Source organism: Pelagerythrobacter sp. (assembly GCF_041912895.1).
In the GTDB taxonomy this organism is placed as follows: domain Bacteria; phylum Pseudomonadota; class Alphaproteobacteria; order Sphingomonadales; family Sphingomonadaceae; genus Pelagerythrobacter.
In genome coordinates, this window is the sequence record NZ_JAYSGI010000002.1 from 386,253 (window position 1) to 406,460 (window position 20,208).

Consider the following 20,208-nt stretch of genomic DNA (forward strand, 5'->3'; position numbering starts at 1 on the left):
GGGCTCAGCGCGGGGTATCGGGCGGGATTTCGCGCACGAACAGCCGCGCCCAGTCGGCGCTGCCGTCCGCGCCCCGCGCCGCGGCCACGCGGGGCAACTCCGCCGCGATCGCTTCGGCCCGTTCGTCCCACCCGTCGTGCGTGCGCTTGCGGAACAGGCCGCCGCCGTGTTCGGGGCCCCAGCGGCGCATGAAATGCAGCGCCTCGGCCGGATCGTAGCCGGCGTTGGCGAGCAGCCACGGCATCAGCCGGTCCGCCTCGCGCTCGGTCAGGCGCACGTCGCGCCGCTTGCGCCCGCGCGAATCGAGCCAGGCGGGATGGCCGAGCAGGTTGTGCGCCAGCTCGTGCGCGACGGCGGCGGCGAACTCGCCCTCCGGATAGGCGAGCCCGGCGAATTCGCGCCCGATCGCGACCCTCGCGCCGTCCGCCACCGCGCGCTCCCCCGCCATCATCTCGAACCGGCTCGGGCAGGCGGGGACGCCGCGCAGCGTCAGCTCGCCGCCATCGGGGAAGGCAAGCGCGACCGCGCCGTCTTCGGCCAGCGAGCGCTCGATCATCGCGTGGATCGCGGCGAGGCGGCGCCAGTCGGAGCGTTCCTCTGCCGCGAGGCCGGCGAGCGTGGCGCCGTCGACCGCGGCCACCTCGCGGTTGGGCCGTAGCCCCGCCGCAGCGGCGGGCGAGCTGGGAGCGACCGCCTGTACCGCCACCTCGCCTTCGATCCCCGCCGCCGCGCGGATCGCCGCCGGATCGGCATATCCGGCCATGTCCTGCAGCAGCAGGCCGACCGCGGGGCGGGCACCGGTGCAGAAGCGGGCGTTGCCGGTCGCCAGCCGCCAGCCCGCCGCGAGCAGCCGTGCGTCGTCTCTCTGGAGCGCGGCGAGCGCGCTGTCGGCGGGGGAAGCGGCGAATGCGGCGGTGGGCGAGCCGAGCGGCAGCGCGAGCGCGAGAGCGAACGCTGCGGCGAGGGGGCGAATCACGATCCGCGCGCGTCGCCGATCGCCGCGTCGAGCCCGTCGTAGCCGACCGCGCCTTCGATCACCTTGCCGCCCACCACCCAGCTCGGCGTGCCGGTGAAGCCGAGCGTCTCGGCCAGCCGCATCGTCTTGGCGATTTCGCGTGTGGCGGTCTCGGACGAGGCGAATTCGCGCGCGGCAGCAAGATCGAGCCCGGCGGCGCGCGCGGCCTTCTCGATGCTCGCGGCGTCGGGCGGGCCCAGCGCGAACATCGCATCGTGGAACGCGGCGAACTTGCCCTGCTGCGCGGCGGCGAGCGCCATGCGCGCGGCTTCCTCGCTGCCGCGGAAGATCGGCCATTCGCGGATCACCACGCGCAGGTCGGGATTGTCCGCGACCAGCCGGTCGACCTCGGGCTTGCTCATCCGGCAATACGTGCAGCCGTAGTCTGTGAATTCGACCAGCGTGACCGAGCCTTCGGGATTGCCGAGCACCGCGCCGGGGAAAGGCTCCGCGACTTCGCCTGCGACCGCCGACAGCCGTTCGCTGGCCTGCTTCGCCTGATAGGCGTCGGCCATTTCGGCGAGCACTTCGGGATGGTCGAGCAGGTAGCCCCGCACCTGCCGGTCGCCGAGGCCGCTGAGCGACCACAGCGCCGCGCCCGCGAAGCCGAACAGCAGCGCGAGCAGCGCGGCGAGGAAATAGTTGCGGCCGGTCATCGCGGCGGCGCTAACGCCGGTTCTGCTCGCGTTCAAGCGCGGCGCGGGCCTCCATCTCGATATCCTGCGCGCGCAGCCAATCCGGGGTGCCTTGCGGCAGGCCGATCTCGGCCGCCTGCGCGCTGCGGATCGCCATCGCGTATTGCCGGCTCATCACCTGCTGTTCCGCGCTGGCGAGGCGTGCGCGCGGCATGTCGCCTCGCGCCGCATAGACCACGCCGAGCTGATACCAGGCGAAGGGATTGTACCGGTCGCGCGCCACGGCGGCGCGCAGCACGCGCTCCGCCTCCTCGTAATGCGCCGCATCTTCGGTCGCGATCAGCGCGTGGCCGAACATCGCGGCGATCAGCGGCTCGTTGCGCGTCAGCCCGGTCGCCTCGCGCAGCGGCGCGAGCGCCTCTTCGGGCTGCCCCGATTCAAGCAGGACCTGGCCCTTGAGCTCGAGGAAATAGGGGTCGTCCGGCTGCATGGCCAGCAGTGCGTCGGCCTCGGTCAGCGCGCGCTCCATCTGCGCGTCCTTGTGCCAGGCATAGGCGCGGGCGTAGCGGGCCGGAATTCCGGTCATCGTCTCGGGAAAGGCCTGCAAGGTGCGCTGCGGGGTCTGCTGATAACCGAACAGCTTGGCCTTCACCCGCTCGAACCGGGCCTGCAGCGCCGCGTCGTCGGGCGCGTCCCATGCAGGATCGCGCGTGTAGACTTCGCGCAGACGTGCGATGCGATCGCCCGACAGCGGGTGGGTGCGGCCAAACGCCACCTCGTCGTCCTGGCTGTAGCCGTAACGGAATTCCTGGTTCTGCAGCTTGCCGAAGAACGCCAGCGAGCCGCGGCCCGAGATTCCGGCGTTCGACAGGTATTCCGCCCCTGCCGCGTCGGCCGAGGATTCCTGCACCCGGCTGAACGCGAGATACTTGCCCATCGCCGCCTGCTGCCCGGCCATCATCACGCCCATCGCCGCCTCGCCCGCGCCCGCAAGCGCCGCGCCGACACCGAGCAGCAGCGAGAGGATCGAGATATTGGTCGCCGCGCCCGCGCCTTCGGAGTGGCGGATGATGTGTCCGCCGGTGATGTGGCCCAGCTCGTGGGCGATGACGCCTTGCACTTCGTTGGCGGTGTCGGCGGCGTCGATCAGGCCGGAGTGGATATAGACCGCCTGCCCGCCCGCCACGAAGGCGTTGATCGAACTGTCGTTTATCAGCACGATATCGACGTTGCCCGGCTGGAGCCCGGCGGCCTCGACCAACGGCGCGGCCATGTCGTTCAGCAGCGCCTCGGTCTCCGCGTCGCGCAGGATCGACTGCGCCGCGACGGGTTGCACGGCCAGGCAGATGGCCGCGATCAGCGCGAGGAAGCGGGCGAGGAATTGCATGCCGGGCTACGCTAACGGTTCGCGGGCTGAACCGCCAATGAAGATCGCCGTGCTGCGTAGGCTTCCTCCTGCGCGCGCAGGAAGCCGAGCACCGCGCGCTTGACCCGCGCGTCGCGGTCGAACGGACGGGCGAGCGCCATCACGATGTCCTTGTGATCCATGCCCGCGAAGACGTCCGACTGCGCCGGATCGCCCGCCGCGGCCTGCGCCTGCACCAGCGCGCGGGTGTTGCGCGGGCGCACGATCGTATCCTCGTCGCCGGTGAGCAGCAGCAGCGGCGGCGCGCCGGCTCGCGCGAACGTCACCGGCTGGGTCTGCGCGGGCGTGGCGACGTGGCCGAAGGCGTTGCGGCTCGAATCCTTGTCGAACGGATAGAAGTCGTACGGCCCGGCAAGCCCGATCGCTCCGGCGATCGCGCCGTCCGGCAGCCCCGCGCGTTCCAGCCCCACGCGTTCCAGCCATTGCGGGTCGAGCGCGAGCATGACCGCATTGTAGGCTCCCGCCGAATGCCCCATCAGGTAGATGCGCGCCGGATCGCCGCCCAGTTCGGCGGCGTGGTCGCGCGTCCAGCGCACCGCTGCGGCGCTGTCTTCCAGCATCGCGGGATAGCGGCCTGCTTCGTTCAGCCGGTAGCCGGCGACGACCACCACGAAGCCTTCGGGCGCGAAGTTGCGCGCGACGAAGGCGTAGTCCTCCGGTCGCCCCGAATGCCAGCCGCCGCCGTGGAAGAACACGAGCACCGGCAACGGCGTGCCGTCGTCGCGCCCGGCGGGGCGCCAGGCGAACAGGTGCTGCTGCGGATGGTCGCCATAGGCCACCGGTCCGGCGGCGAGCTCGGCGTCGCCGCGGGTGAACAGGCTGTCGATCCCGTCGAGCAGCCCCACCGCGTCGCGGCTCGTCGCCCAGAACCACGTGCCGACGAGCGCGGCGGCGATCAGTGCGACGACGATCAGCGCCCAGCCCATGATCCCCGGCCTCCGTTTGGTGCGTGCCATGCGTTCTTTCTCCCCCTCCCGGCCGCTCAGGCGCTCTCGTGCGCGGTTTCGACCGTCTCGACGATCCTTGCCGCGTCGCGGTCCGCCTTCAGGCCCGCGACGCGCAGGAACTCCCGCCCCGTATCGTAGCTCTCACCGAGCCACAGGGGAACGCCCGCCGCCTCGATCGTCGCCTTGCTCGCCAGCTCCTCGGGCGACAGCGGCGCGCCCGCGGCGGTGCGGATGAACACCGCCGCCACCCGGCCGAGGTTGTGCGTCACGGCGTCGGCGTAAGCGGGCAGGTCGCCCTGCGTATCGTCGCCGATCAGCGCGAAGCGTATGTCGGGATACATCGCCAGCAGCGCCTCGATCGCCACGCGCTTGTGCTCGCCATGCCCCGAGGCACCGAGTGTTGCGCGGTCGAACCCCCAATCGCGCAGCAGCAGCGGGCCGAGCGGGAGCTTGCGGCTGCGCAGGAAGGCGACGAGGTAGGAAAACAGATTCCACGGGCTCGACGAAACGTAGAAGAACGGGCGGTGGGTGGCCCGAACCGCGTCGCCCGCATGGCCTTGCCCCGCCAGCACCGCGCCGCCGCCGAGCGCACTGTAGAACGCGTCGACCCCCGGCACCGCGATCCGTTCGTCGGGCAGTTGGGCGAGCACGCGGCGCCAGTTGCGCGCGATCTGGCGGAAGCCGCCGGTGATGCCGGTTTCCACGATCGTGTCGTCGATGTCGGATATGACCGCCAGCACGGTGTCCGCGCCGGGAACGAGCACGTGCCCCTCGACGGATTGCGGCCCTTCGCGGTTGAGCCAGTGAAGACAGACGATCTCCCACGCGGGGTCGGCGGGCAGCGGCCAGTCGAGCTCGAGGTCGATATCGAAGCGGACGAAGCCTTCGCGGTCGGTGGTTCCGCGATGTTCGCTGCGGCGGCCATCGAGCGACTTCAATTCCAGCACGACATCGAGCCCGGGTACTTCGCGCGAAGCGAACTGCGCGAGCATCGTGCGCATCGCCTGGATTCTGCCGCCGCGCTCGAAGCCGGGCTTGCCCGATCGCAGCGCACGGGCGGCGATCACCAGCCGGCCGGTGCTGCGATACCCGAAATAGGGCTGGAGGCGGACGGGCTGACCGGAAAGGAGCACCATCCGCGGCAGGCTAGCGCGCTCTTGCCGCGCGGGATAGCCCCGATCGTGCCGCGGCGAGCCTCAGGCGACGAGGCGGCGCGCGGCGCGCTCGACCAGCGCGGCGTCGTCGGACACCTCGCCGAGCACGACTACTTCGCCCGATTCCATCCGGCGGATGACCACCACGCCGAATTCCTCGCCTTCGCGCTCGATGTCCTCGAACCCGAGCGGCGCGATCGCGCGCAGCTTGCGGGCGAGCACTTCGCGCGGGGTTTCGGCCTCGGCCTTGCCGGCATCTTCGCGGCGAAGCTGGCGCTCGGCCTTGACCACGCCCTTGAGCCCGCCCTCGGCGTGCAGGAGGAAATCGGCGAGCCCGCCGCGCTGGATGCCGAGGCGATGCGCGTGGCCGAGCACGGCCGCGTATTCGGTAAGCCGCGTCTTGTCGTAATCGGCCCCGAACACGAGCTTGACCACCGGAGTCATCGGCGCGCGATCCTGCACGGTGAGGCCGCTTTCGGCGACCAGTTCGGCGAAGGCGCGGGGCGATTCCTGCGCCGCGCAGCTGAAGTCGTAGGCGCGGCCGACCGCGTCGTAGAGCGCGGTGCGGCTGCGATCCTCGCAATTGCGCGCGGCATGGGCGCATTCGCGCGCGGCGGCGAGGCTGTCGTGCAGCCCCAGCGGCGCGCCATCGTCCACGGCGGGCGCGAGCGGCGCTGTATATTCCGCGTCGGGTTTGAGCGGGATCGCGTAAGGCTTCTTCGGGGTCGACTGGCGCGCGATCATTTCAGCCATGCCCCAGCCGCCGCGCGGCGCGTCGGGTTCATCGTCCTCTTCGTCGTCATCGGACGCCGCTTCGCCGAACGAGGGCGCGGGGTAGCCGGGTGCATCGGCAGCCTCGCCGGCAGCGGGCAGCGGGACGACCGTGCCGCCGTCGCCGGTCGGACCGTCGGCCCAGTCGGTCACCGGGTCGGGCGCGCGCGCGGCTTCCTGGACAGTCTCGTCCTCGGCCTCGTCGCGGTCGAGCGCCTGATCGATTTCGAGCATCAGCTCGTCGGTGGTGTGCTGGTCGGCGAGCTGCTTCCAGTTGATCACGCCGTAGATGAAGTCGATCGTGTCGTCGTCGCTCGAAAACGGCAGCAGGATCCCGCGATAGAGGATCGTCGTGCCGCGCTGGTTGACGAATTCGGCCTCGAACCCGATCGGCGCCTGGTTGGCGAGAATCTGCAGGTAATGGTCGGTGATGCGGCTCAGCAGCGATCGTGCGGGCACGTCGGCGAGCGATTCGATCTCGGCGTCCGCGCCGCATTCGACCGCCAGTTCCGCGCCGAGGAAGGGAACCGCCGGATTCTCGATGCCCGAGGTGAAGTCGAGCAGCACGCTGTAGGGCCCGAAGTCGGGCAGCGCGGAAGGGTCGAGGTCTTCGATCGAGGGGAAATTGCGTTCGTCGAGCAAGCTTGCCCAATGGTTGTAGGCGCGCACCTGCATGCGCCGCTCGTCGGTGCCGATCGCGGTGGGCGGCGGTTCGCGCGAGACGTCGTCGTCGGCATAGTCGTCGTCGCGATCGTCGCTGCCGTACGCCGACGAATCGAAGTTGCCGCGCAGTGTGTCCATTGCTGTCTCGAGCCCCCGAAGCGGTGTTTCACAGGCCGTTTTGGCGCGACGTGGTAAACTTACCGTTAAGTCGCGCCGATCGGATCGGTAGGGCGACGCCGTGACGTCAGAGCATGTAGCGCATGTGGATCGTCTGGGTGGTGGCGCGCCCGCCCACTTCGAACGCGGCGTCGTCGAAACGGGGCGGGCCGAGGCGCACCTTGGCGTCGCGCGAGAAGCCGAAACCCTCCTTCGGCATCATGCCGAGCGCGCGGTCCGCCTTGCCGTTGGCGTTCTCGTCGTGAAGCAGGGCGATCGCGTAACGGCCGGGGGCGACGCCATGGAAGGTGAGCCTCAGCGGCCCGTCCTCGCGCGCGGTCACGGTGGCGCTGTGCGCGCCGGCCACCCCGCGACAGCGCGGAAAGCGATCGGCGTCGGTCGTCATGCACGCGCGCACCACGCCCTCGTCCGAGCGCAGGCCGCTGATCTCGACCGTGACCTCGGCGCCTTCCGGTGCGGCCTGCGGCGCGCCTGCGCCGAGCGCGAGAGGCGCGGCGGCCGCGAGCGTCAGTGCGAAAAGGCGTCGCTCAGGCCGCGGTCGGTGCCGCACAGGCGATCCCAGAAGCGGAAATAGAGCCCGTAGTTGCATGCGTATTGCTCGTGATGGCGCTGGTGGTGGCTGGCCGTTATCAGCCAGCCCCCCAATCGGGAATGAACGATTGCGCGCGGGAACATCTCCCACCCCATGTGATTCGTCACCCCCATCACCGTCATGATCAGCAGCACGAGCCCGAGCACCGCGACGTGGACCGGGATCAGGAACACCAGCGCGGGGATCACCACCGCGCCGGTCAGCGCCTCGAGCGGGTGGAAGCTCATCGCCGCCCAGGCGGTCGGCGGGCGGCTCGCATGGTGCACCGCGTGCGCCGCGCGGAACGGGCGCGGGCGGTGCATCCAGCGGTGCGTCCAGTAGAACCAAGTGTCGTGCGCGAAGAGGTAGAGCAGCAGCGAGAGCGGCAGGTACCAGAGCGGCCAGTCGCCGGCGTCGGTGTAGATACGGGTCCAGCCGCGCTCCTGCCAGCCCCAGGCGACCACGCCCGCCGGAACGCCGTAGATCGCGGCCGAAGCGAGCGACCAGCCGATCTCGCGCTTGATCTGCGGGCCGAGCCCGGCGTAGCGCCCGGGCCGCACGCGCTCGGTCGCCCAGGCGAACGCGCCACTGGTGGCGAGATAGCGCAGCGCGACGATCGCGGTCATCGCCAGCGCGGAAAGGATGATCGCGGTGGTCATCGCCCGTGCCTTATGCCGCAGCGCACGGGCGCGCGACAGGGCCTTGTCGCTACTCGGGCCGGCCCCACGGCGCGCAGGCCGGATCGACGCCCACGAGCGAGCGGCGCAGCGCGGCGCGCGCCAGCCGTTCGACCTCCACCTTGCGCCGCGCCGGAGCGAGCGGATGCGACGGCGCGGGGCGGACGATCTCGGCATCGTAGCCGTCGGCCACGATCACCCCGCAGCAGTCGGGCCGGAAGTCGGCCAGTTCGAGCGGCGCGCGGTCGAGCGAGAGCGGCAGGCCCCAGTAGAAGCGATCGCAGAAATCGAGATAGTCGGGCCACTTGCCGTCGCCGAGCAGGTCGGCGCGGCTGACCTTGATCTCGACGATCACGATCCGGCCCTTGGGATCGATCCCCATCAGGTCCGCCCGGCGCCCGTTGCGCAGCGGCATTTCGGGCAGGCACCAGATGTCGTTGCGCGCCAGCAGCCGGCAGATCCCGCGCGCGACGTCGGCGGCAAGGGGGGAGGCAAACGGAGCGGTGAGCGACTCGTCAGGGCGCTCGGCGAGATTCGGGGCAGTCATCGCATCCGAATGGAACAGATCGGGAACTTGGTCAAGCCGCCGGAGCGTTGTCAGGCGCTGCGCCGCGGCCCCATCGCCCCCACTTCGGGCGCCAGCGCGAGCAGCGCGTCGCATGCCACGCGGTATTCGCCCCACAGCGCGCGCGCCGGCGCGGCGGCGTCGTGTCCGCGCGCCTTGACCGCGAGCAGCGCGGCGAGCCCGGGCTGGAGCATCGCGCCGAGGTCCGTGAGGCCTTCGCGCGCCAGCGCGAGCCGCCATCCGCCCGCATCGGCGATCGCGGCGGCGAAGTTGCGCTCGGCCGGGCCCGGCCGGTCGGCTTCGACTCCGGCGAGCAGCGCGACCGCCGCGCCCGCGTCACGCATCGCCGACCACTGCGCGCTCAGCGACACATCGCTGCGCGCGGGCCGGGGGCTATGGTCGGGAAGAATCGGCTCGTTCACGGCCGCCTGCCTAGCGCGGCGCCGCTTGCCAAATCGCTAATGCCCGATACGGGCGACGCCGCAGGCAAATTCGGCTGGCGCCCCCGCCGCCCCTTTGCTAAGCGCCGCGCGCTCCGAAGCACCCGTAGCTCAGCTGGATAGAGCGCTGCCCTCCGAAGGCAGAGGTCACAGGTTCGAATCCTGTCGGGTGCGCCATTTCTGACGAAGTAAGGCATTGATAGGTCTTGATTTCCTTAGGACCATCGGAAGCCGGTTCCCACATTTGCACCCTCAGTAGTTCGCCCTTGCGATCATCGAATTGATCGTGGCTGGCGTTTTAATCGCGATCCCGCCATCCGCGACTGGGAGGAATTCGCACATGCAAGGTAATCGTTCGTCAGTAGCGGGCTTCTTCGCGTTCATGGCAGCTCGCGAGCAGCTCCGGATCCGGAAGGAATCTGGGGAGCCGTGGCCCTGGTCTGAGGATAATATTCTCAATACGTACAAGTTCACGAACGTGAAGAGAGAGAATGACCGCACTACCCAGTGGATGCGGCGGTATTGGACTCGTCCAAACGAAGATCGCCCCGAGGGTGAAATTATCTTCAACTGCGCGTTGTTCCGATATTTCGGCACGTCAGAATTTGCTGCAGCAGTAGGATGGCAGAGGGAATGGAAGCCCGATCGTTGCATCGCCATCGCCAGCGAGCGCGCGACCCGGAAAGAGCGCGTCTTTACCGGCGCCTATATCGTACCGACGCTCGGCCACCGCGGGCCCAAGGCGGAAGCTGTCTGCAACCTAATCCTCTCACCTCTATGGGAGCGCCGCGAAGTGATCGCTAGAGTCGCGCTAGAGACGAGGCGTTGGGAACCAGTTGCTGTCGAAATGAGGCGACTGCCAGGTTTCGGTGGCACGGGCTTCATGGCGAAGGAGGTGCTTCAGGACGTAATGCATACTCGCGTGCTAGCAAACGCCCGCGACCGTAACACTTGGTGCCCCGCTGGCCCAGGTGCACGACGAGGACTCAACCGGGTTCATGGCCGACCTGTGGGACGCGCGTTGGGCGAAGCGAAGCTCCTATCGGAGATGATCGCACTTCTGGAAGCCTCTGAGTCCGCGCTACCATCCTTCATGCCCGAATTGGAACTGCACGACATTCAGTTCCAGCTTTGTGAGTACGACAAATATGAAAGGGTTCGGCTGGGTGAGGGGCGTCCGAAATCCCGTTATGTACCCCCGAGCCCCTCCGCGATGCGGGTGACTGAGCCGTCAGGAAGTATCTGAACAAACGCGAATACAATTGCGACGAACGTCGCCAAAATGATGAAGCCGTACCAAATGATGTTGGCTCGGCGTTCCGTCGCTTCCAGCCGCTCAGAGATGCGCTGTATCGATTGCACCTCTCTCGCTACGTCTGAGACCAGCTTGGTGGAGATTTCGGTTTGCGGAAAGGTGTTCGTCTTGAAGTACTTCGGGTCATTGTCACCGTCGATGTCGGCGATCCATAGCAAGAAGAGGGGATCTCCGCGCGCGATGTGGATCGGGGACGGACCCGCGTTAAACACCGAATATATCAAGTGGCCCTCAAAACCGGGATCGACGTGAAAGCCCGATACGTTGATTAAACCCTTGAATTTGATTCCCGACTTGAGCGAGATAAATCCCATAACCCGCGCCGGTATCCGGACCTTTTCCTCTGTTAAAAGAAAAGCGAACTGTCCGGACGGAATGACGAATGATTCCCCCCTCCCTCGAACTGCCTGCAGGGGTTGCTCGATTAGCGCCCTTCGACGGAGAGACTTCTTTGTATTGCGGCGCAGCACGGACCCAAACTCAGGCGTGACGTAGTACTCCTCACCCATGGTGAGAGTGTATGCATTGCAATCAATCTGCTCGAGATTGAACGGCTCTACAATCCCAGAATCGGGAATCTCACTGGCAAGTTTTGAGCCGCCCCAGAATGCCACAGGAGGCTATAGCCGCCCATAAAAGATGGATTTCTCTTTCACCGGCTGTAGCCGTGCGGCAATCAGATCCTCCACGCTCCACCCTTTCGAGACTGCGTACGAAATTGCTTGCGAGAGAAGTTCCAGCACCGACTCCGAAATGCGCTCCCGGAACGGGAAGGCCTCCAGGTGATCCATCTTTTCGCAGGCGGCGGCCATACGACCGGCCGCGATCGTGATAGTCTTGGACAAGTCGACACGCGTGGCGTTAAATCCGAGCATGTTGTGGTGATCAGATATCCGGAGATTCAGGATATTCGCTGACGAGATGGCGATCACGACAATGTCGGTAACCAGCCGCTTGACAGCCTCATCCTCCGGCTCCTCAGCAAGGTTGCCGGCGTATTTGGCGAAATGCAGTGCCATATGCTTCAGGCGATCCTGCACAGTCAGGCGGGCAATCTCGCGATGATACTTTTCATCATGCTCGAACTGCTGCCACTGCAAACGGTCCAAGGCTGCGACATCCAAGCCGGCGATGTCGCCTTCTCGCTCGATGGTCGTATGGATAGTCATCACTGTGCTCCCAGGCCACCAAGGCGGGGCAAATGACCCAACTGGCATGCCCTGTATGTGCGCAACGCGCAAAAAATTAACTCGTGCCCGTCTCGGAATCAATATGATTCCGAGCTGAATCCCCAAGACATCCTTCCAGCCAGCGATCCTCAAGTTCCGCGCGAAAAAGGATCGTGGCCGCGTGGCCAAGAGCCAGGCCTGCCTCCACCGCACGCTCCTCAAAGGCCTGCCTAAGTTCGCCAGTGGACTGGTGTCCGGTAACGCGACCGCCACGTTCGGCTGTCGTCACTGCGCCTTGATAGCACTTTGCGAGATCACCCAGTCGCTTGAGCCGCAGCTCCCGCTGGACCAGCAGATTAGCCAAGCTGCTTTCGGTAATCAGGAGGCTGGAAACATAGTCCTGAAATTGAGCAAACTCCTCGGAACGGAGATTACCGCCAATCTGAACCATCTATCACAGCCCCCGCCGCGTTACGCCACGATAGTCGCAAACTTATGCTGATTCGTCCAGCAATCTGAGGGCGCTTGTCGGGCTCAAAGGATCGGCTCGGCCTGCATCGGTCTAGTATGTGAGACCGACACCCAATCGCCGGAAAAATCTCTGACCTACCCCTTGCGCCGCCGATTGCCGGATCGTCACACTATTGGCCATCGATAGGAGATGGCGATGTCGAATGGGTCGGACGCGGGGAGTAGAAAATTCGTGGTGATGCGGTTCAAGCGCATCAAGACCTGGGGGCACGTCTACCACGTCCGCCGCCACAACACGCGCGAGATGGAATGCCGGCATCTGGAGGAGGGCGCTCCGCCGCCGCGGCTGATCGCAGGCAGCGCTGACGTCGCCGGCAATATCCTAAAGGTCCTCGATCGCTATCAGGTGAAGCCCAAAACCGGCCAGGTGTTGGCGCTGGAGTTTGTCATCTCGGCGTCGCGTGAGGTGTTCGAGGGGCTCGATAAGGCCGAGTACGACCGAAAGCTGTGGCAGTTCATCGTCTGCGCTGCCTTCGCTTTCGGCGAGCGGTTCAAGATCAGCGGTCAGACCGTCTCCATGGCGCTGCACGAAGACGAGCGGACACCGCACCTGCACGTTGTCGTGGTTCCGCTTGTCCATGAGCCCGACAACCGCAGGACTGACAAGCGGCCGGTCTACCGGCTGTCTGCCAAGCGTATCATCGGTGGGCGCGGCGATATGGCCCGGGAGCAGACCCGGTTTGCATCGCATTTCGAGCGGCTGGGTCTCGAGCGCGGCAAGCATCGATCAGGCGCTCGGCACGTCAGCAATCGTGAGCACGAGGCCAGATTGGAAACCGCCCGACAGGGGGCTTTGGCCGAACAATCGCAGTTGCAGATAGAGCGCGAGAGGGTCTCCGCGACTGAGGATCGGCTTCGGACTGAGCGGGATGCGCTGGCCGCAGATAAGAAGCGGATCGCTCAGGAACGACTTGCGATTGCAACTGAGCGGGTGCGGCTGAAAGAGGAAGGTGAGCGGCTGGAAGGCGAGCGTGCGGCTACGGCCTTGCAAAAAACGGAGGCCGAAGAGCTCAAGCGACGCGCGATCCGGCGAACGGAGGTTTTGCGCGATCTGCTCGAGGCTGGTGAGCGCCTTCGGGACTATGTTCTTGCGCTACCGGCGCACCGGAAGATGCCTCAGCTGGAAAAGGCGCACGAGATGTCTGTGCAGCTCGAGGAGGCCAGCAGAGTGGCGGCCGAGGATGATGCTTGGCTGACGACAGCGCTAGCACATCGCGTCGGGAAGCTTCAATTCACAAGCCGCTGATTACCGGTGGCGGAGGTCGACTTAGACGGGCGTGGGGAAGCAATACACCGTCCCTTCCTTGCAAAGACACCAAACCTTCGGACGCTCAGAACTGTCGCTGACGATCCGCCAGGTATCGAAGTGCACATAGTTCTCAAACGGCTGTGGATCGCGCTCAGCGAGAGGGTCATCGGCGAACAAGGATACCCACTCACGGTCTCTGAAGCCCATCTGGTCGCCAATCGTCCCGCAGAATTCCAAACCACCACCGCCCATACGCACCATTCCTGCCTGATAGGCTTCCGGATCCCTCGTAAATGGAAGCTCGATCTCGAGCCGAACATCTTTCACGATTGCCCCGATCCATCGCTCCAACTTGGATGCCTGAATAATATCCCAGCCATGCTCACCATTCAGAAAAATTGCCTGCCTTGCATCGCCAGTACCGAATATGAGCAATGGGTTCTCAGGCTCTCGACGGAGAAAGACCAGCGACCAACTGGGCGCCGTTGCGACCGAACCGATTGATACATCAGATGCGGCCAGAAACATTTCCATCTCCCTTTGAAATAGCAGAACTGCGCAACACCACTCGATCACGCAACCCCATGACAATCATCCGTTCGTTGCTGGGTACGCCTCAGTGATTCACTTGACGTCTCACGATTGCCTCTTCCAGTCTAGGAGCGAAGGGGGAACGCATGATCGATTTTCAGAACGGTTCGGTTTTCAAACTCAAGCAGAACGACGAGTACGCCGCCCGCGTGGGTGACCTGCTGCTGCCGGGCGAGAAGATCGTCGGCGCCTTTAAGGCCCTGCGAGACGGGATCGTTTTTACCGACAAGCGGATCATCGCGGTCAATGTGCAGGGGATCACGGGTAGGAAGAAGGATTTCACATCGCTGCCCTACAGCAAGATCGTGGTGTTCTCGGTCGAAACCGCAGGGTCGTTCGATCTCGACTCCGAATTAGAGATGTACTTTTCTGGCTTGGGGCGGGTGAAATTCGAGTTCACGGGCCAGACCAACGTAGTCGAGATCGCGCGGCTCATTGCAGGGTATGTGCTCTGAGCCATGGACGGCAACGGGTCTGCTCCACCGCCGCATCCTACCCGGTTGTAGGTAATGGGCGTCGCCATGCCATTAGTGTCATTAGTGCCAAATCAACCCGATCGCCCCCACGCTATCGCTAATTGCTTCAAGCTGCGATCGTCACCGGCGGCGACACGATCACGTATGCGATGATGTTCACATCGTCCTCACTCAAATCGTTCCTTTCGAGATAATCGGAGATGACGTCGTCAGGAGAATGACCTTCTTCGACAATCACCTGCTTCCATGGCTTGTCGTTGACGGCAGACTTGGCCTCCAATGCCGCTATGCGATTGATCAGGCGCATGGTCTCGCCCCTCCTTTTTTCATCTTTAGATCCTGAAGCTTGGCGATCAGCGCCAAGTCGCTTTCGACGGGGCGATCCGATGGCGAGCCGTCCTCCAATCGAATTACTATCGCTTCGAGCTGGTCCAATTCCGGGTTGCTCAGACGATTGAGGACAGGCGCCCAGTTAGAAGCAGTCCAGCCGGCCTCGAGTGCGTGAAGGCGATTCCTCAGGCTGCGCATGGAATGCTCGCAATGATGCGCCGAAATGCTCCTGCGGCAATGTGGTTGCGCCACTCCGGGTCGAACGACCGATCGAGCAGTTCGATCTCTTCGCACACACCGATAAGCTGTGTTGTCAGCTCGGTGTCGGATAGGTGCGCCAGCAGCTGGTCACCTCGACGACTCTCCAGAGCGATGATGCGCCCTTCCAGTTTCTTCATCACTTTGCCTCCAGTGCAGCAATCCGGCTTTCGAGATCGCAGGCCTCCACCAGCGCCTTGTGCGCGGTGAGCAATGACATCACACGCCCCGCCTCATCGGGCGTGACCTCCCCGGCCGCGACAGATCCCAACAATGCGGCAGATGCGGCCAGCGCGTCTTCGGCCGTCTTGATTGACGGCAATGCGAATGAGATCGGTGCGTCTCTACGCGGCGGGGCAATTCGGTCGAGGCAGAGCCGGAGAGCGGGCCCATCACCGCCGAGAGCCATCTCGATTGCCTTGCGTGTCAGCCCCTCGTGCTCGCCTTCGAGCAGCGCCTCCACCGCCAATGTGGTTTTGTGCCGCGAACCCTTTCGAGAACCGCCCAGGCTATTGCCCGGCGCAAAGGTCCCATCCGATTTTCTGCCGTCACTTTTCGGTGTCTTGCCCACGATCAGCTCCTCGCCATCCCGCCGATCGCCGGCGCATCGTAGTAGTCATCGAACCCGGCGTGCAGGTGACCATCATGAACCAGCAACCGCGCCTTTGGATCGTAACGGCGCACGCGCGCTTTCAACCAGGCGAGGGACTTGCCGGGCGGCGGCAGCATGTCGAGCGCTGCGCCTTCCAGATGCTCGCTGTTCTTCGCTGGGTTATAGCCGCGAGCACGCAGGCTCTCGTTGTATTCCGGCGAGCGATAGCCCGAAGTGAACCTGATGCCGGGAATTCGGGCCTCGAGCTCCGCCTTCACATCGCGGGAGGCAACAGGGGTGCCCGGCCATTGCTCCCCGCCAACTGACGAACCTGGCCGTTCATCCTCCTCGGCGCTGTCAGCACTATCGCCATCGCCGAAAAGACGCTCCCGCGCGTCTCGACGAGCCGCGGACACCGCCTTTTGCGCTTCTTTCGCCTTGGCTTCGCGATCCAGTCCCGCCCACTCTTCGGAGGCGATCAGCTCGCGAATTGCATCGTGGGCGCCTTTACCCGCCATCTCTGAATAACGATCATACTCTTCGGTCGAGAGTTCCTCGCCACCAACCGTCCTCGAGGGATAGCCTGGCGCATATCCGACCTGAAGCAATTCGAGGTTCACCGGATCATGGCGTGCGCGGGAGCGGTAGGCCGGCGACAGGAAACCGGCGTCATAAGTGACCACCTCGCCCCAGATGTCCCTTCGCGGCGTCAAGTCGTCGCGCAAGCCGGGAATGCGGTTGGCGACGGCTTGCCCCCACCCTTCGACTTGCCGTGATGTCGGATCCATCGATCTGGCAACACCGGCGACACCGGCTGGAACCGTCAGTGACCCGACGAGGCGCTCGAGCATGTTATCGGTGTAACGACCCGGTTCATCCAGCGCAGCGACGAGATCGGAAATCCCCGATAGCCACGTCTTGCTCGACAGGTTGCCGATGATCGACGCGACAAGAAGCGTGTGCTTCTCGCTCTTCTCGCGCTCGCTCATCCCGTCTGGCAGTGTCGCCATGTCGGCTGCAACGCCGAGCGTCATCGCAAACGGATCGAGCCGTTTGTAGCTGTAGTAGGTGTCGCCGATCTTGACCGAATACTCCTGCCAGCCCTCAGCACGCAGCAATCGTGCCTTTTTCGCATCCGATGGCAATGCGCCTGTAATGTGGCCTTCCAACGCAGCCTCGTAGACGGCCATGCCGAAGCCTGTCCCGAGCATCGCCTTCGCAATCGCGACATCTCGCCGGGCGCCGCCAGCCTTGAAGTCGTCCCGCCAGCGTTTGACTAGCGGAGCAACGGGGGAGCGCTCGGCCGCAAACTTAAGGATATTTGTGGGCGTCCTCACGAATGGCAGGAACAGCTTCGCGACGATGTTCTGTTGAGACGCATTCGAGATGCTCTGGGTGAACGGATCCAGCTTGTTCTGGAAGGTGAGATACCGGCCATAATCCGATGCCTCGTCCAGCATTTCGTCGGTAGGATTTTGCGAAAGCTCGGCGATGCGCGCCTTTGCGGATTCACCTTTCAATCCCTCTCCATGCGCCTTACGAACCGCCATGCTGTTGATGGCCATCCTCCGCGCCATGCCCTTGAATAGTTCATCCTCGGCCGTGAGCAGCCGAGTGGGCACGCGGATGACTTCACCAACGACACCGGGGATGGCTTTGTATTCATCGCCCTCGACCTTCGAGACGTAGTCGGACGCCTCGCCCGTGCGGATCGCGCGGGCCATTAGCTTCGCACCCTCTTTCGCGCCCTGGATCAAACCGAAAGCACGTGCGCCGACCTCGCTGGCGACCACCCTGTCCACCGGATCGCGACTTGCAATCTGCCGCGCCTTGCCAATGACAGATGCCGCTGCATGCTCAGGTATCTGCGCCATCGAAGTAAGCGTGTTCGACGTCATGTTGACCACGTGCGTTGCCGGGTTCGACAGCAGGAAATTGATGTAGAGTTCGCCGATGCGGCGCCGCCACTTGGGCTTGGTCAGCTTGCCTAGTTGAGTGCTGAATTTGCCGGTGCCGACTTCAGCAGCTTCCAGCAGCAGGTCGGCTGCGTCCTGCAGGTTCTCTCGACCTCCACCGCCGCGCACCAGTGCATTCAGCATCTCACCACGAACCCTGCGACTATCCGCCGGCATCCGAAACTGTTGTAGCGCTCGGCCAGCCTCGGCAGTCGCACCGGACACCTGTTCCTGAATTGCCGATGCCCGAACAAGCGCCCGGCGAAACTCGGCCATCAGCTCGTCCCCCGGCTCCTCCAACTGGGAGACACGCTTCGCTATATTGTGCAGTTCATTGTAGGATTTAGCGAGGATCTGTCGCGCGGCCAGCGCTTCCTCGGCGTTGAATGCCTGCCCCTCCCTCCGCGAAAGCAATTGATCAGCCGTCATACCGAGCTCATCCGCAAGGCGCTCGGTTTCGGCTTGAGTAATCCTCCCGCGAGTAGCCGCGTCAAATCCTCCCATCGCATTGTGAGAGGTTTTCAGCGCCCTGCGAATATCTTGTGGAGAGTCGAGCTTGGTCACGTCGATATTGCCGACGCGCTGGATAGCTTCGCTCGGCCACTCTTCGTAGGCGACGACCGGAGGGAACGGCTGGCCTTGATCGGCAGACGCGGCGGTGTCGTCGTAAACAGGCCCGCCGACTTCCTCCTGTCGCTGTTCGAGATCGTATCGGTTGGCCTGCATCGCGTAGAAGCGCTCGAGTTCCGGAATATCGTCCGGCAGGAACCTGCGGCCACGTCCACCATCGTACGTCTCGCGCAAAGCATCCAAAAACTGGTTCACGCTGGGCCGATCGGTCAGCTCGGGGAAGAAACCTGCCTCCCAGGCCTCAAAGGCGGCATCGTCGAGCGTCAGCCCTTCGTCGTTGAGCATTGGCCCGAAGCGCATTTCCTGCCCGACGAAATCGATTCCCTTCCGCGCGGCATTCGAAGTGATGCCCATTGCCGAGACTTCGCCGCCCTGGTCGACGAGCCCGCCTCGCGTGCGAAGCCAGCCGACCATATCCATCGGGCCAACCTTGGGGACCGGTGCGCCCATGAAGTTCTTGATCGTGGTGCGGGAGAGTTCGAACCGTTCGTTGGGCGCATGCGCCTCGATGAACCGGTCTGCGTCCTTGGCGATCGCCTCTTCAACTCCGTCGATAGTATTTGCCGGCAAGGGCAGCACGTCGCGTGGCTGGACGTTGGCAGCTGCGGCCTGCCGCTGTGCATCGTCGAGAGGATCGGAGAACCGGGTCGGGCGCACTGCTTGCACATCGAGATAATCGCGTTGGCGCACCGGCACCGACAAAGTGGGGGCGGGCGCGGCCTCCATGGCGATCGTCTGTTCGTTGACGATGCGGCCCGGCCAATCGCTAGCAGGCTGTGCACCGTCACCAACAACCTCAGACCGAGGAGTTGCCCGGCCGAAGCGGTCCTGAATAGCCCTGCCGGCCCTTCCAGCGAGCGGTGCAACCGCTTCTAGTGCTTTGCCACCAACTGCGTTGACGATTGCGCCGGTGGGAGCACCTATTGCTGCCCCTTTAAGCCGCTCAGGCACGCTGCCATCGGTGCCAAGAAATCCCTCGGCACCACCATAGACGGCACCGACCCGGGCAAGCTGCGGAACAGTGCGGGCGCCAGCCCCATACGGGATTACGAAGCCCGAGGTGATGGCCCCGCCGATTTCACCGACGGTCGATGCGGTCGGGTGTGCGTGCTCATCGCCGCGCAGGATGGCTTCGTTCTGATACTCGTTGTTCGCCCAGATATCGGCCAATCGTCGATCGCTGTTCCAGACATTCTCGCGACCGGGCGTGCCGCCTAAGGCATCGGCGACCGCGCCCAGTTCTCCAAGCCCACTTGCCACAAAGCCTTCGCCGAAGCCGCGAACACCCGCGCCCGTCGCGCCGTCGCCAAGCTCCTGCATCGCCAACGGAGTTTCGCCGTAGCTAGCCGCCACGGTGTAGGGCAGGCCCTTGGCCTTGCGCTCATCGCGATCCTCGACCCACGACGCTAGATATCCCGGCTCGAGCCTGAACCCCTGTGATTCCGCGAAAGCCGAAATCTCCTCGGCTGGCGCACCATCGAGCAGTCGCAGGTATTCCTGCTCGGCTTCGGGTCGCATGCCTTGAAGCGGCGTCGGCGTATCCCAGAACTGCGCAACGGTTTCACGTGGAGCAGAACCCTTGCGGAAGTCCGCCGGTCGTTGCGCTGCCGTATCATTCATCGGACCGAGTTGGTTGAGCCGAGCAAGGCGTTCGGCCTCCATGTAGTCGAACCGCCGTTTGTCATCGCCTTCCAGATATTCCGGAGCGGCGAGCGCATTCCCCGAACGGATCACAGCTTGCCCGGCGTCTCTTCCATCCAGCGACACCGGGCCCACCGTTCGGCCCCACGAAGTGCCGGCCACGTCATCGAGCGTCACGGCTGGCGCGTTGACGATCTCGCCTTGCAGCCAATCGCGCGATTGCTCCCCGATAGCCACTGCGTTGCCCTGGCGGTCGTAGCCAGACTGCCTCAATTCTGGCGCATCGACGCCCCAAAGCCGCACGCGGCCGTCGCCCGATCTTATCGTATCGCCGTCGACCGCAGTTGGATCCTCGAGCCGACCTGTTTCCACCGTCGTTGAGGGCCTTCGCTTCGGCTCGCGACTTGGCGGTCGTTGATCAGAATCAACA

The 20,208-nt window shown here is 64.8% G+C and carries 21 protein-coding genes and 1 tRNA gene; 4 read left to right on the forward strand and 18 right to left on the reverse strand.

Features of this window, described 5'->3' with window-relative positions; translation table 11 throughout:
* Window positions 1-4: 4 nt before the first annotated feature.
* From ACE3QC_RS08935 to ACE3QC_RS08980, 10 genes are all read right to left on the reverse strand, one after another.
* Window positions 5-976 (reverse strand): hypothetical protein, encoded by a 972-nt coding sequence (locus ACE3QC_RS08935; protein WP_374407379.1) that lies wholly within the window; start codon window positions 974-976, stop codon window positions 5-7.
* On the reverse strand, window positions 973-1,671 hold the full coding sequence (locus tag ACE3QC_RS08940) for a DsbA family protein (RefSeq protein WP_374407381.1): 699 nt from the start codon (window positions 1,669-1,671) through the stop codon (window positions 973-975). The genes ACE3QC_RS08935 and ACE3QC_RS08940 overlap by 4 nt, the downstream gene beginning before the upstream one ends.
* 10 nt (window positions 1,672-1,681) lie before the next feature.
* A complete protein-coding gene (locus ACE3QC_RS08945; RefSeq protein ID WP_374407383.1) occupies window positions 1,682-3,037 on the reverse strand; it encodes a M48 family metalloprotease in 1,356 nt (451 codons plus the stop codon).
* 11 nt (window positions 3,038-3,048) lie between these two features.
* Window positions 3,049-4,032, reverse strand: a complete 984-nt coding sequence (locus ACE3QC_RS08950) for an alpha/beta hydrolase (protein ID WP_374407385.1) — start codon at window positions 4,030-4,032, stop codon at window positions 3,049-3,051.
* Between the two features lie 26 nt (window positions 4,033-4,058).
* Window positions 4,059-5,159 (reverse strand): App1 family protein, encoded by a 1,101-nt coding sequence (locus ACE3QC_RS08955; RefSeq protein ID WP_374407387.1) that lies wholly within the window; start codon window positions 5,157-5,159, stop codon window positions 4,059-4,061.
* 60 nt (window positions 5,160-5,219) lie between these two features.
* On the reverse strand, window positions 5,220-6,749 hold the full coding sequence (locus ACE3QC_RS08960; protein ID WP_374407389.1) for a hypothetical protein: 1,530 nt from the start codon (window positions 6,747-6,749) through the stop codon (window positions 5,220-5,222).
* 106 nt (window positions 6,750-6,855) lie between these two features.
* Entirely contained in the window at window positions 6,856-7,338 is a 483-nt protein-coding gene (locus ACE3QC_RS08965) for a DUF2141 domain-containing protein (protein WP_374407391.1), read from the reverse strand.
* The gene (locus ACE3QC_RS08970; protein WP_374407393.1) at window positions 7,296-8,018 is read right to left on the reverse strand and encodes a sterol desaturase family protein; all 723 of its coding nucleotides are present in this window, start codon (window positions 8,016-8,018) and stop codon (window positions 7,296-7,298) included. Before ACE3QC_RS08970 ends, ACE3QC_RS08965 begins: the two co-directional genes overlap by 43 nt.
* Window positions 8,019-8,067: 49 nt before the next feature.
* Window positions 8,068-8,583, reverse strand: coding sequence for an MmcB family DNA repair protein (locus ACE3QC_RS08975; RefSeq protein WP_374407395.1), 516 nt, complete (start codon window positions 8,581-8,583; stop codon window positions 8,068-8,070).
* 50 nt (window positions 8,584-8,633) lie between these two features.
* On the reverse strand, window positions 8,634-9,023 hold the full coding sequence (locus tag ACE3QC_RS08980) for a hypothetical protein (RefSeq protein ID WP_374407397.1): 390 nt from the start codon (window positions 9,021-9,023) through the stop codon (window positions 8,634-8,636).
* Window positions 9,024-9,141: 118 nt separating this feature from the next.
* Here ACE3QC_RS08980 and ACE3QC_RS08985 point away from each other — a divergent pair.
* A tRNA-Arg gene (locus tag ACE3QC_RS08985) sits at window positions 9,142-9,218 on the forward strand.
* Window positions 9,219-9,381: 163 nt separating this feature from the next.
* Window positions 9,382-10,287, forward strand: a complete 906-nt coding sequence (locus ACE3QC_RS08990; protein ID WP_374407399.1) for a nucleotide kinase domain-containing protein — start codon at window positions 9,382-9,384, stop codon at window positions 10,285-10,287.
* On the opposite strand, the gene ACE3QC_RS08995 is transcribed toward ACE3QC_RS08990, so the two are convergent.
* From ACE3QC_RS08995 to ACE3QC_RS09005, 3 genes are all read right to left on the reverse strand, one after another.
* Window positions 10,230-10,970 carry a hypothetical protein gene (locus ACE3QC_RS08995; protein WP_374407401.1) on the reverse strand — a complete coding sequence of 247 codons (741 nt, stop codon included), beginning with the start codon at window positions 10,968-10,970 and terminating at the stop codon, window positions 10,230-10,232. The genes ACE3QC_RS08990 and ACE3QC_RS08995 overlap by 58 nt on opposite strands.
* A 6-nt stretch (window positions 10,971-10,976) precedes the next feature.
* Window positions 10,977-11,525 (reverse strand): hypothetical protein, encoded by a 549-nt coding sequence (locus tag ACE3QC_RS09000; protein WP_374407403.1) that lies wholly within the window; start codon window positions 11,523-11,525, stop codon window positions 10,977-10,979.
* A gap of 76 nt (window positions 11,526-11,601) precedes the next feature.
* Window positions 11,602-11,976, reverse strand: a complete 375-nt coding sequence (locus tag ACE3QC_RS09005) for a hypothetical protein (RefSeq protein ID WP_374407405.1) — start codon at window positions 11,974-11,976, stop codon at window positions 11,602-11,604.
* A 210-nt stretch (window positions 11,977-12,186) separates the two neighbouring features.
* On the opposite strand from ACE3QC_RS09005, the gene ACE3QC_RS09010 reads away from it, so the two are divergent.
* The gene (locus tag ACE3QC_RS09010; protein ID WP_374407407.1) at window positions 12,187-13,302 is read left to right on the forward strand and encodes a plasmid recombination protein; all 1,116 of its coding nucleotides are present in this window, start codon (window positions 12,187-12,189) and stop codon (window positions 13,300-13,302) included.
* Window positions 13,303-13,323: 21 nt separating this feature from the next.
* Here the strand turns inward: ACE3QC_RS09010 and ACE3QC_RS09015 are convergent, their stop codons facing one another.
* The gene (locus ACE3QC_RS09015; RefSeq protein WP_374407409.1) at window positions 13,324-13,833 is read right to left on the reverse strand and encodes a hypothetical protein; all 510 of its coding nucleotides are present in this window, start codon (window positions 13,831-13,833) and stop codon (window positions 13,324-13,326) included.
* Between the two features lie 149 nt (window positions 13,834-13,982).
* Here ACE3QC_RS09015 and ACE3QC_RS09020 point away from each other — a divergent pair, with 149 nt between their 5' ends.
* On the forward strand, window positions 13,983-14,351 hold the full coding sequence (locus ACE3QC_RS09020; RefSeq protein WP_374407411.1) for a PH domain-containing protein: 369 nt from the start codon (window positions 13,983-13,985) through the stop codon (window positions 14,349-14,351).
* Between the two features lie 127 nt (window positions 14,352-14,478).
* On the opposite strand, the gene ACE3QC_RS09025 is transcribed toward ACE3QC_RS09020, so the two are convergent.
* The 4 genes from ACE3QC_RS09025 to ACE3QC_RS09040 all read right to left on the reverse strand — a co-directional run bounded on the left by ACE3QC_RS09025 (window position 14,479) and on the right by ACE3QC_RS09040 (window position 20,150).
* Window positions 14,479-14,679: a hypothetical protein gene (locus ACE3QC_RS09025; RefSeq protein WP_374407413.1), complete on the reverse strand. Its 201-nt coding sequence runs from the start codon at window positions 14,677-14,679 to the stop codon at window positions 14,479-14,481.
* 208 nt (window positions 14,680-14,887) lie between these two features.
* A complete protein-coding gene (locus tag ACE3QC_RS09030; RefSeq protein ID WP_374407415.1) occupies window positions 14,888-15,100 on the reverse strand; it encodes a hypothetical protein in 213 nt (70 codons plus the stop codon).
* Entirely contained in the window at window positions 15,100-15,531 is a 432-nt protein-coding gene (locus tag ACE3QC_RS09035) for a hypothetical protein (protein ID WP_374407417.1), read from the reverse strand. The genes ACE3QC_RS09030 and ACE3QC_RS09035 overlap by 1 nt, the downstream gene beginning before the upstream one ends.
* 2 nt (window positions 15,532-15,533) lie before the next feature.
* Window positions 15,534-20,150 (reverse strand): thermonuclease family protein, encoded by a 4,617-nt coding sequence (locus ACE3QC_RS09040; RefSeq protein ID WP_374407419.1) that lies wholly within the window; start codon window positions 20,148-20,150, stop codon window positions 15,534-15,536.
* Between the last annotated feature and the right edge of the window lie 58 nt (window positions 20,151-20,208).

What these genes read in the sequence shown, in the direction of transcription:
- ACE3QC_RS08955 (WP_374407387.1), bottom strand. Translation starts at nt 5,159, where the DNA reads ATGGTGCTCCTTTCCGGTCAGCCCGTCCGCCTCCAGCCCTATTTCGGG.
- ACE3QC_RS08940 (WP_374407381.1), bottom strand. Translation starts at nt 1,671, where the DNA reads ATGACCGGCCGCAACTATTTCCTCGCCGCGCTGCTCGCGCTGCTGTTC.
- ACE3QC_RS08960 (WP_374407389.1), bottom strand. Translation starts at nt 6,749, where the DNA reads ATGGACACACTGCGCGGCAACTTCGATTCGTCGGCGTACGGCAGCGAC.
- ACE3QC_RS08990 (WP_374407399.1), top strand. Translation starts at nt 9,382, where the DNA reads ATGCAAGGTAATCGTTCGTCAGTAGCGGGCTTCTTCGCGTTCATGGCA.
- ACE3QC_RS09025 (WP_374407413.1), bottom strand. Translation starts at nt 14,679, where the DNA reads ATGCGCCTGATCAATCGCATAGCGGCATTGGAGGCCAAGTCTGCCGTC.
- ACE3QC_RS09005 (WP_374407405.1), bottom strand. Translation starts at nt 11,976, where the DNA reads ATGGTTCAGATTGGCGGTAATCTCCGTTCCGAGGAGTTTGCTCAATTT.
- ACE3QC_RS09020 (WP_374407411.1), top strand. Translation starts at nt 13,983, where the DNA reads ATGATCGATTTTCAGAACGGTTCGGTTTTCAAACTCAAGCAGAACGAC.
- ACE3QC_RS08950 (WP_374407385.1), bottom strand. Translation starts at nt 4,032, where the DNA reads ATGGCACGCACCAAACGGAGGCCGGGGATCATGGGCTGGGCGCTGATC.
- ACE3QC_RS08970 (WP_374407393.1), bottom strand. Translation starts at nt 8,018, where the DNA reads ATGACCACCGCGATCATCCTTTCCGCGCTGGCGATGACCGCGATCGTC.
- ACE3QC_RS08945 (WP_374407383.1), bottom strand. Translation starts at nt 3,037, where the DNA reads ATGCAATTCCTCGCCCGCTTCCTCGCGCTGATCGCGGCCATCTGCCTG.
- ACE3QC_RS09000 (WP_374407403.1), bottom strand. Translation starts at nt 11,525, where the DNA reads ATGACTATCCATACGACCATCGAGCGAGAAGGCGACATCGCCGGCTTG.
- ACE3QC_RS09010 (WP_374407407.1), top strand. Translation starts at nt 12,187, where the DNA reads ATGGCGATGTCGAATGGGTCGGACGCGGGGAGTAGAAAATTCGTGGTG.
- ACE3QC_RS09015 (WP_374407409.1), bottom strand. Translation starts at nt 13,833, where the DNA reads ATGTTTCTGGCCGCATCTGATGTATCAATCGGTTCGGTCGCAACGGCG.
- ACE3QC_RS09030 (WP_374407415.1), bottom strand. Translation starts at nt 15,100, where the DNA reads ATGAAGAAACTGGAAGGGCGCATCATCGCTCTGGAGAGTCGTCGAGGT.
- ACE3QC_RS08975 (WP_374407395.1), bottom strand. Translation starts at nt 8,583, where the DNA reads ATGACTGCCCCGAATCTCGCCGAGCGCCCTGACGAGTCGCTCACCGCT.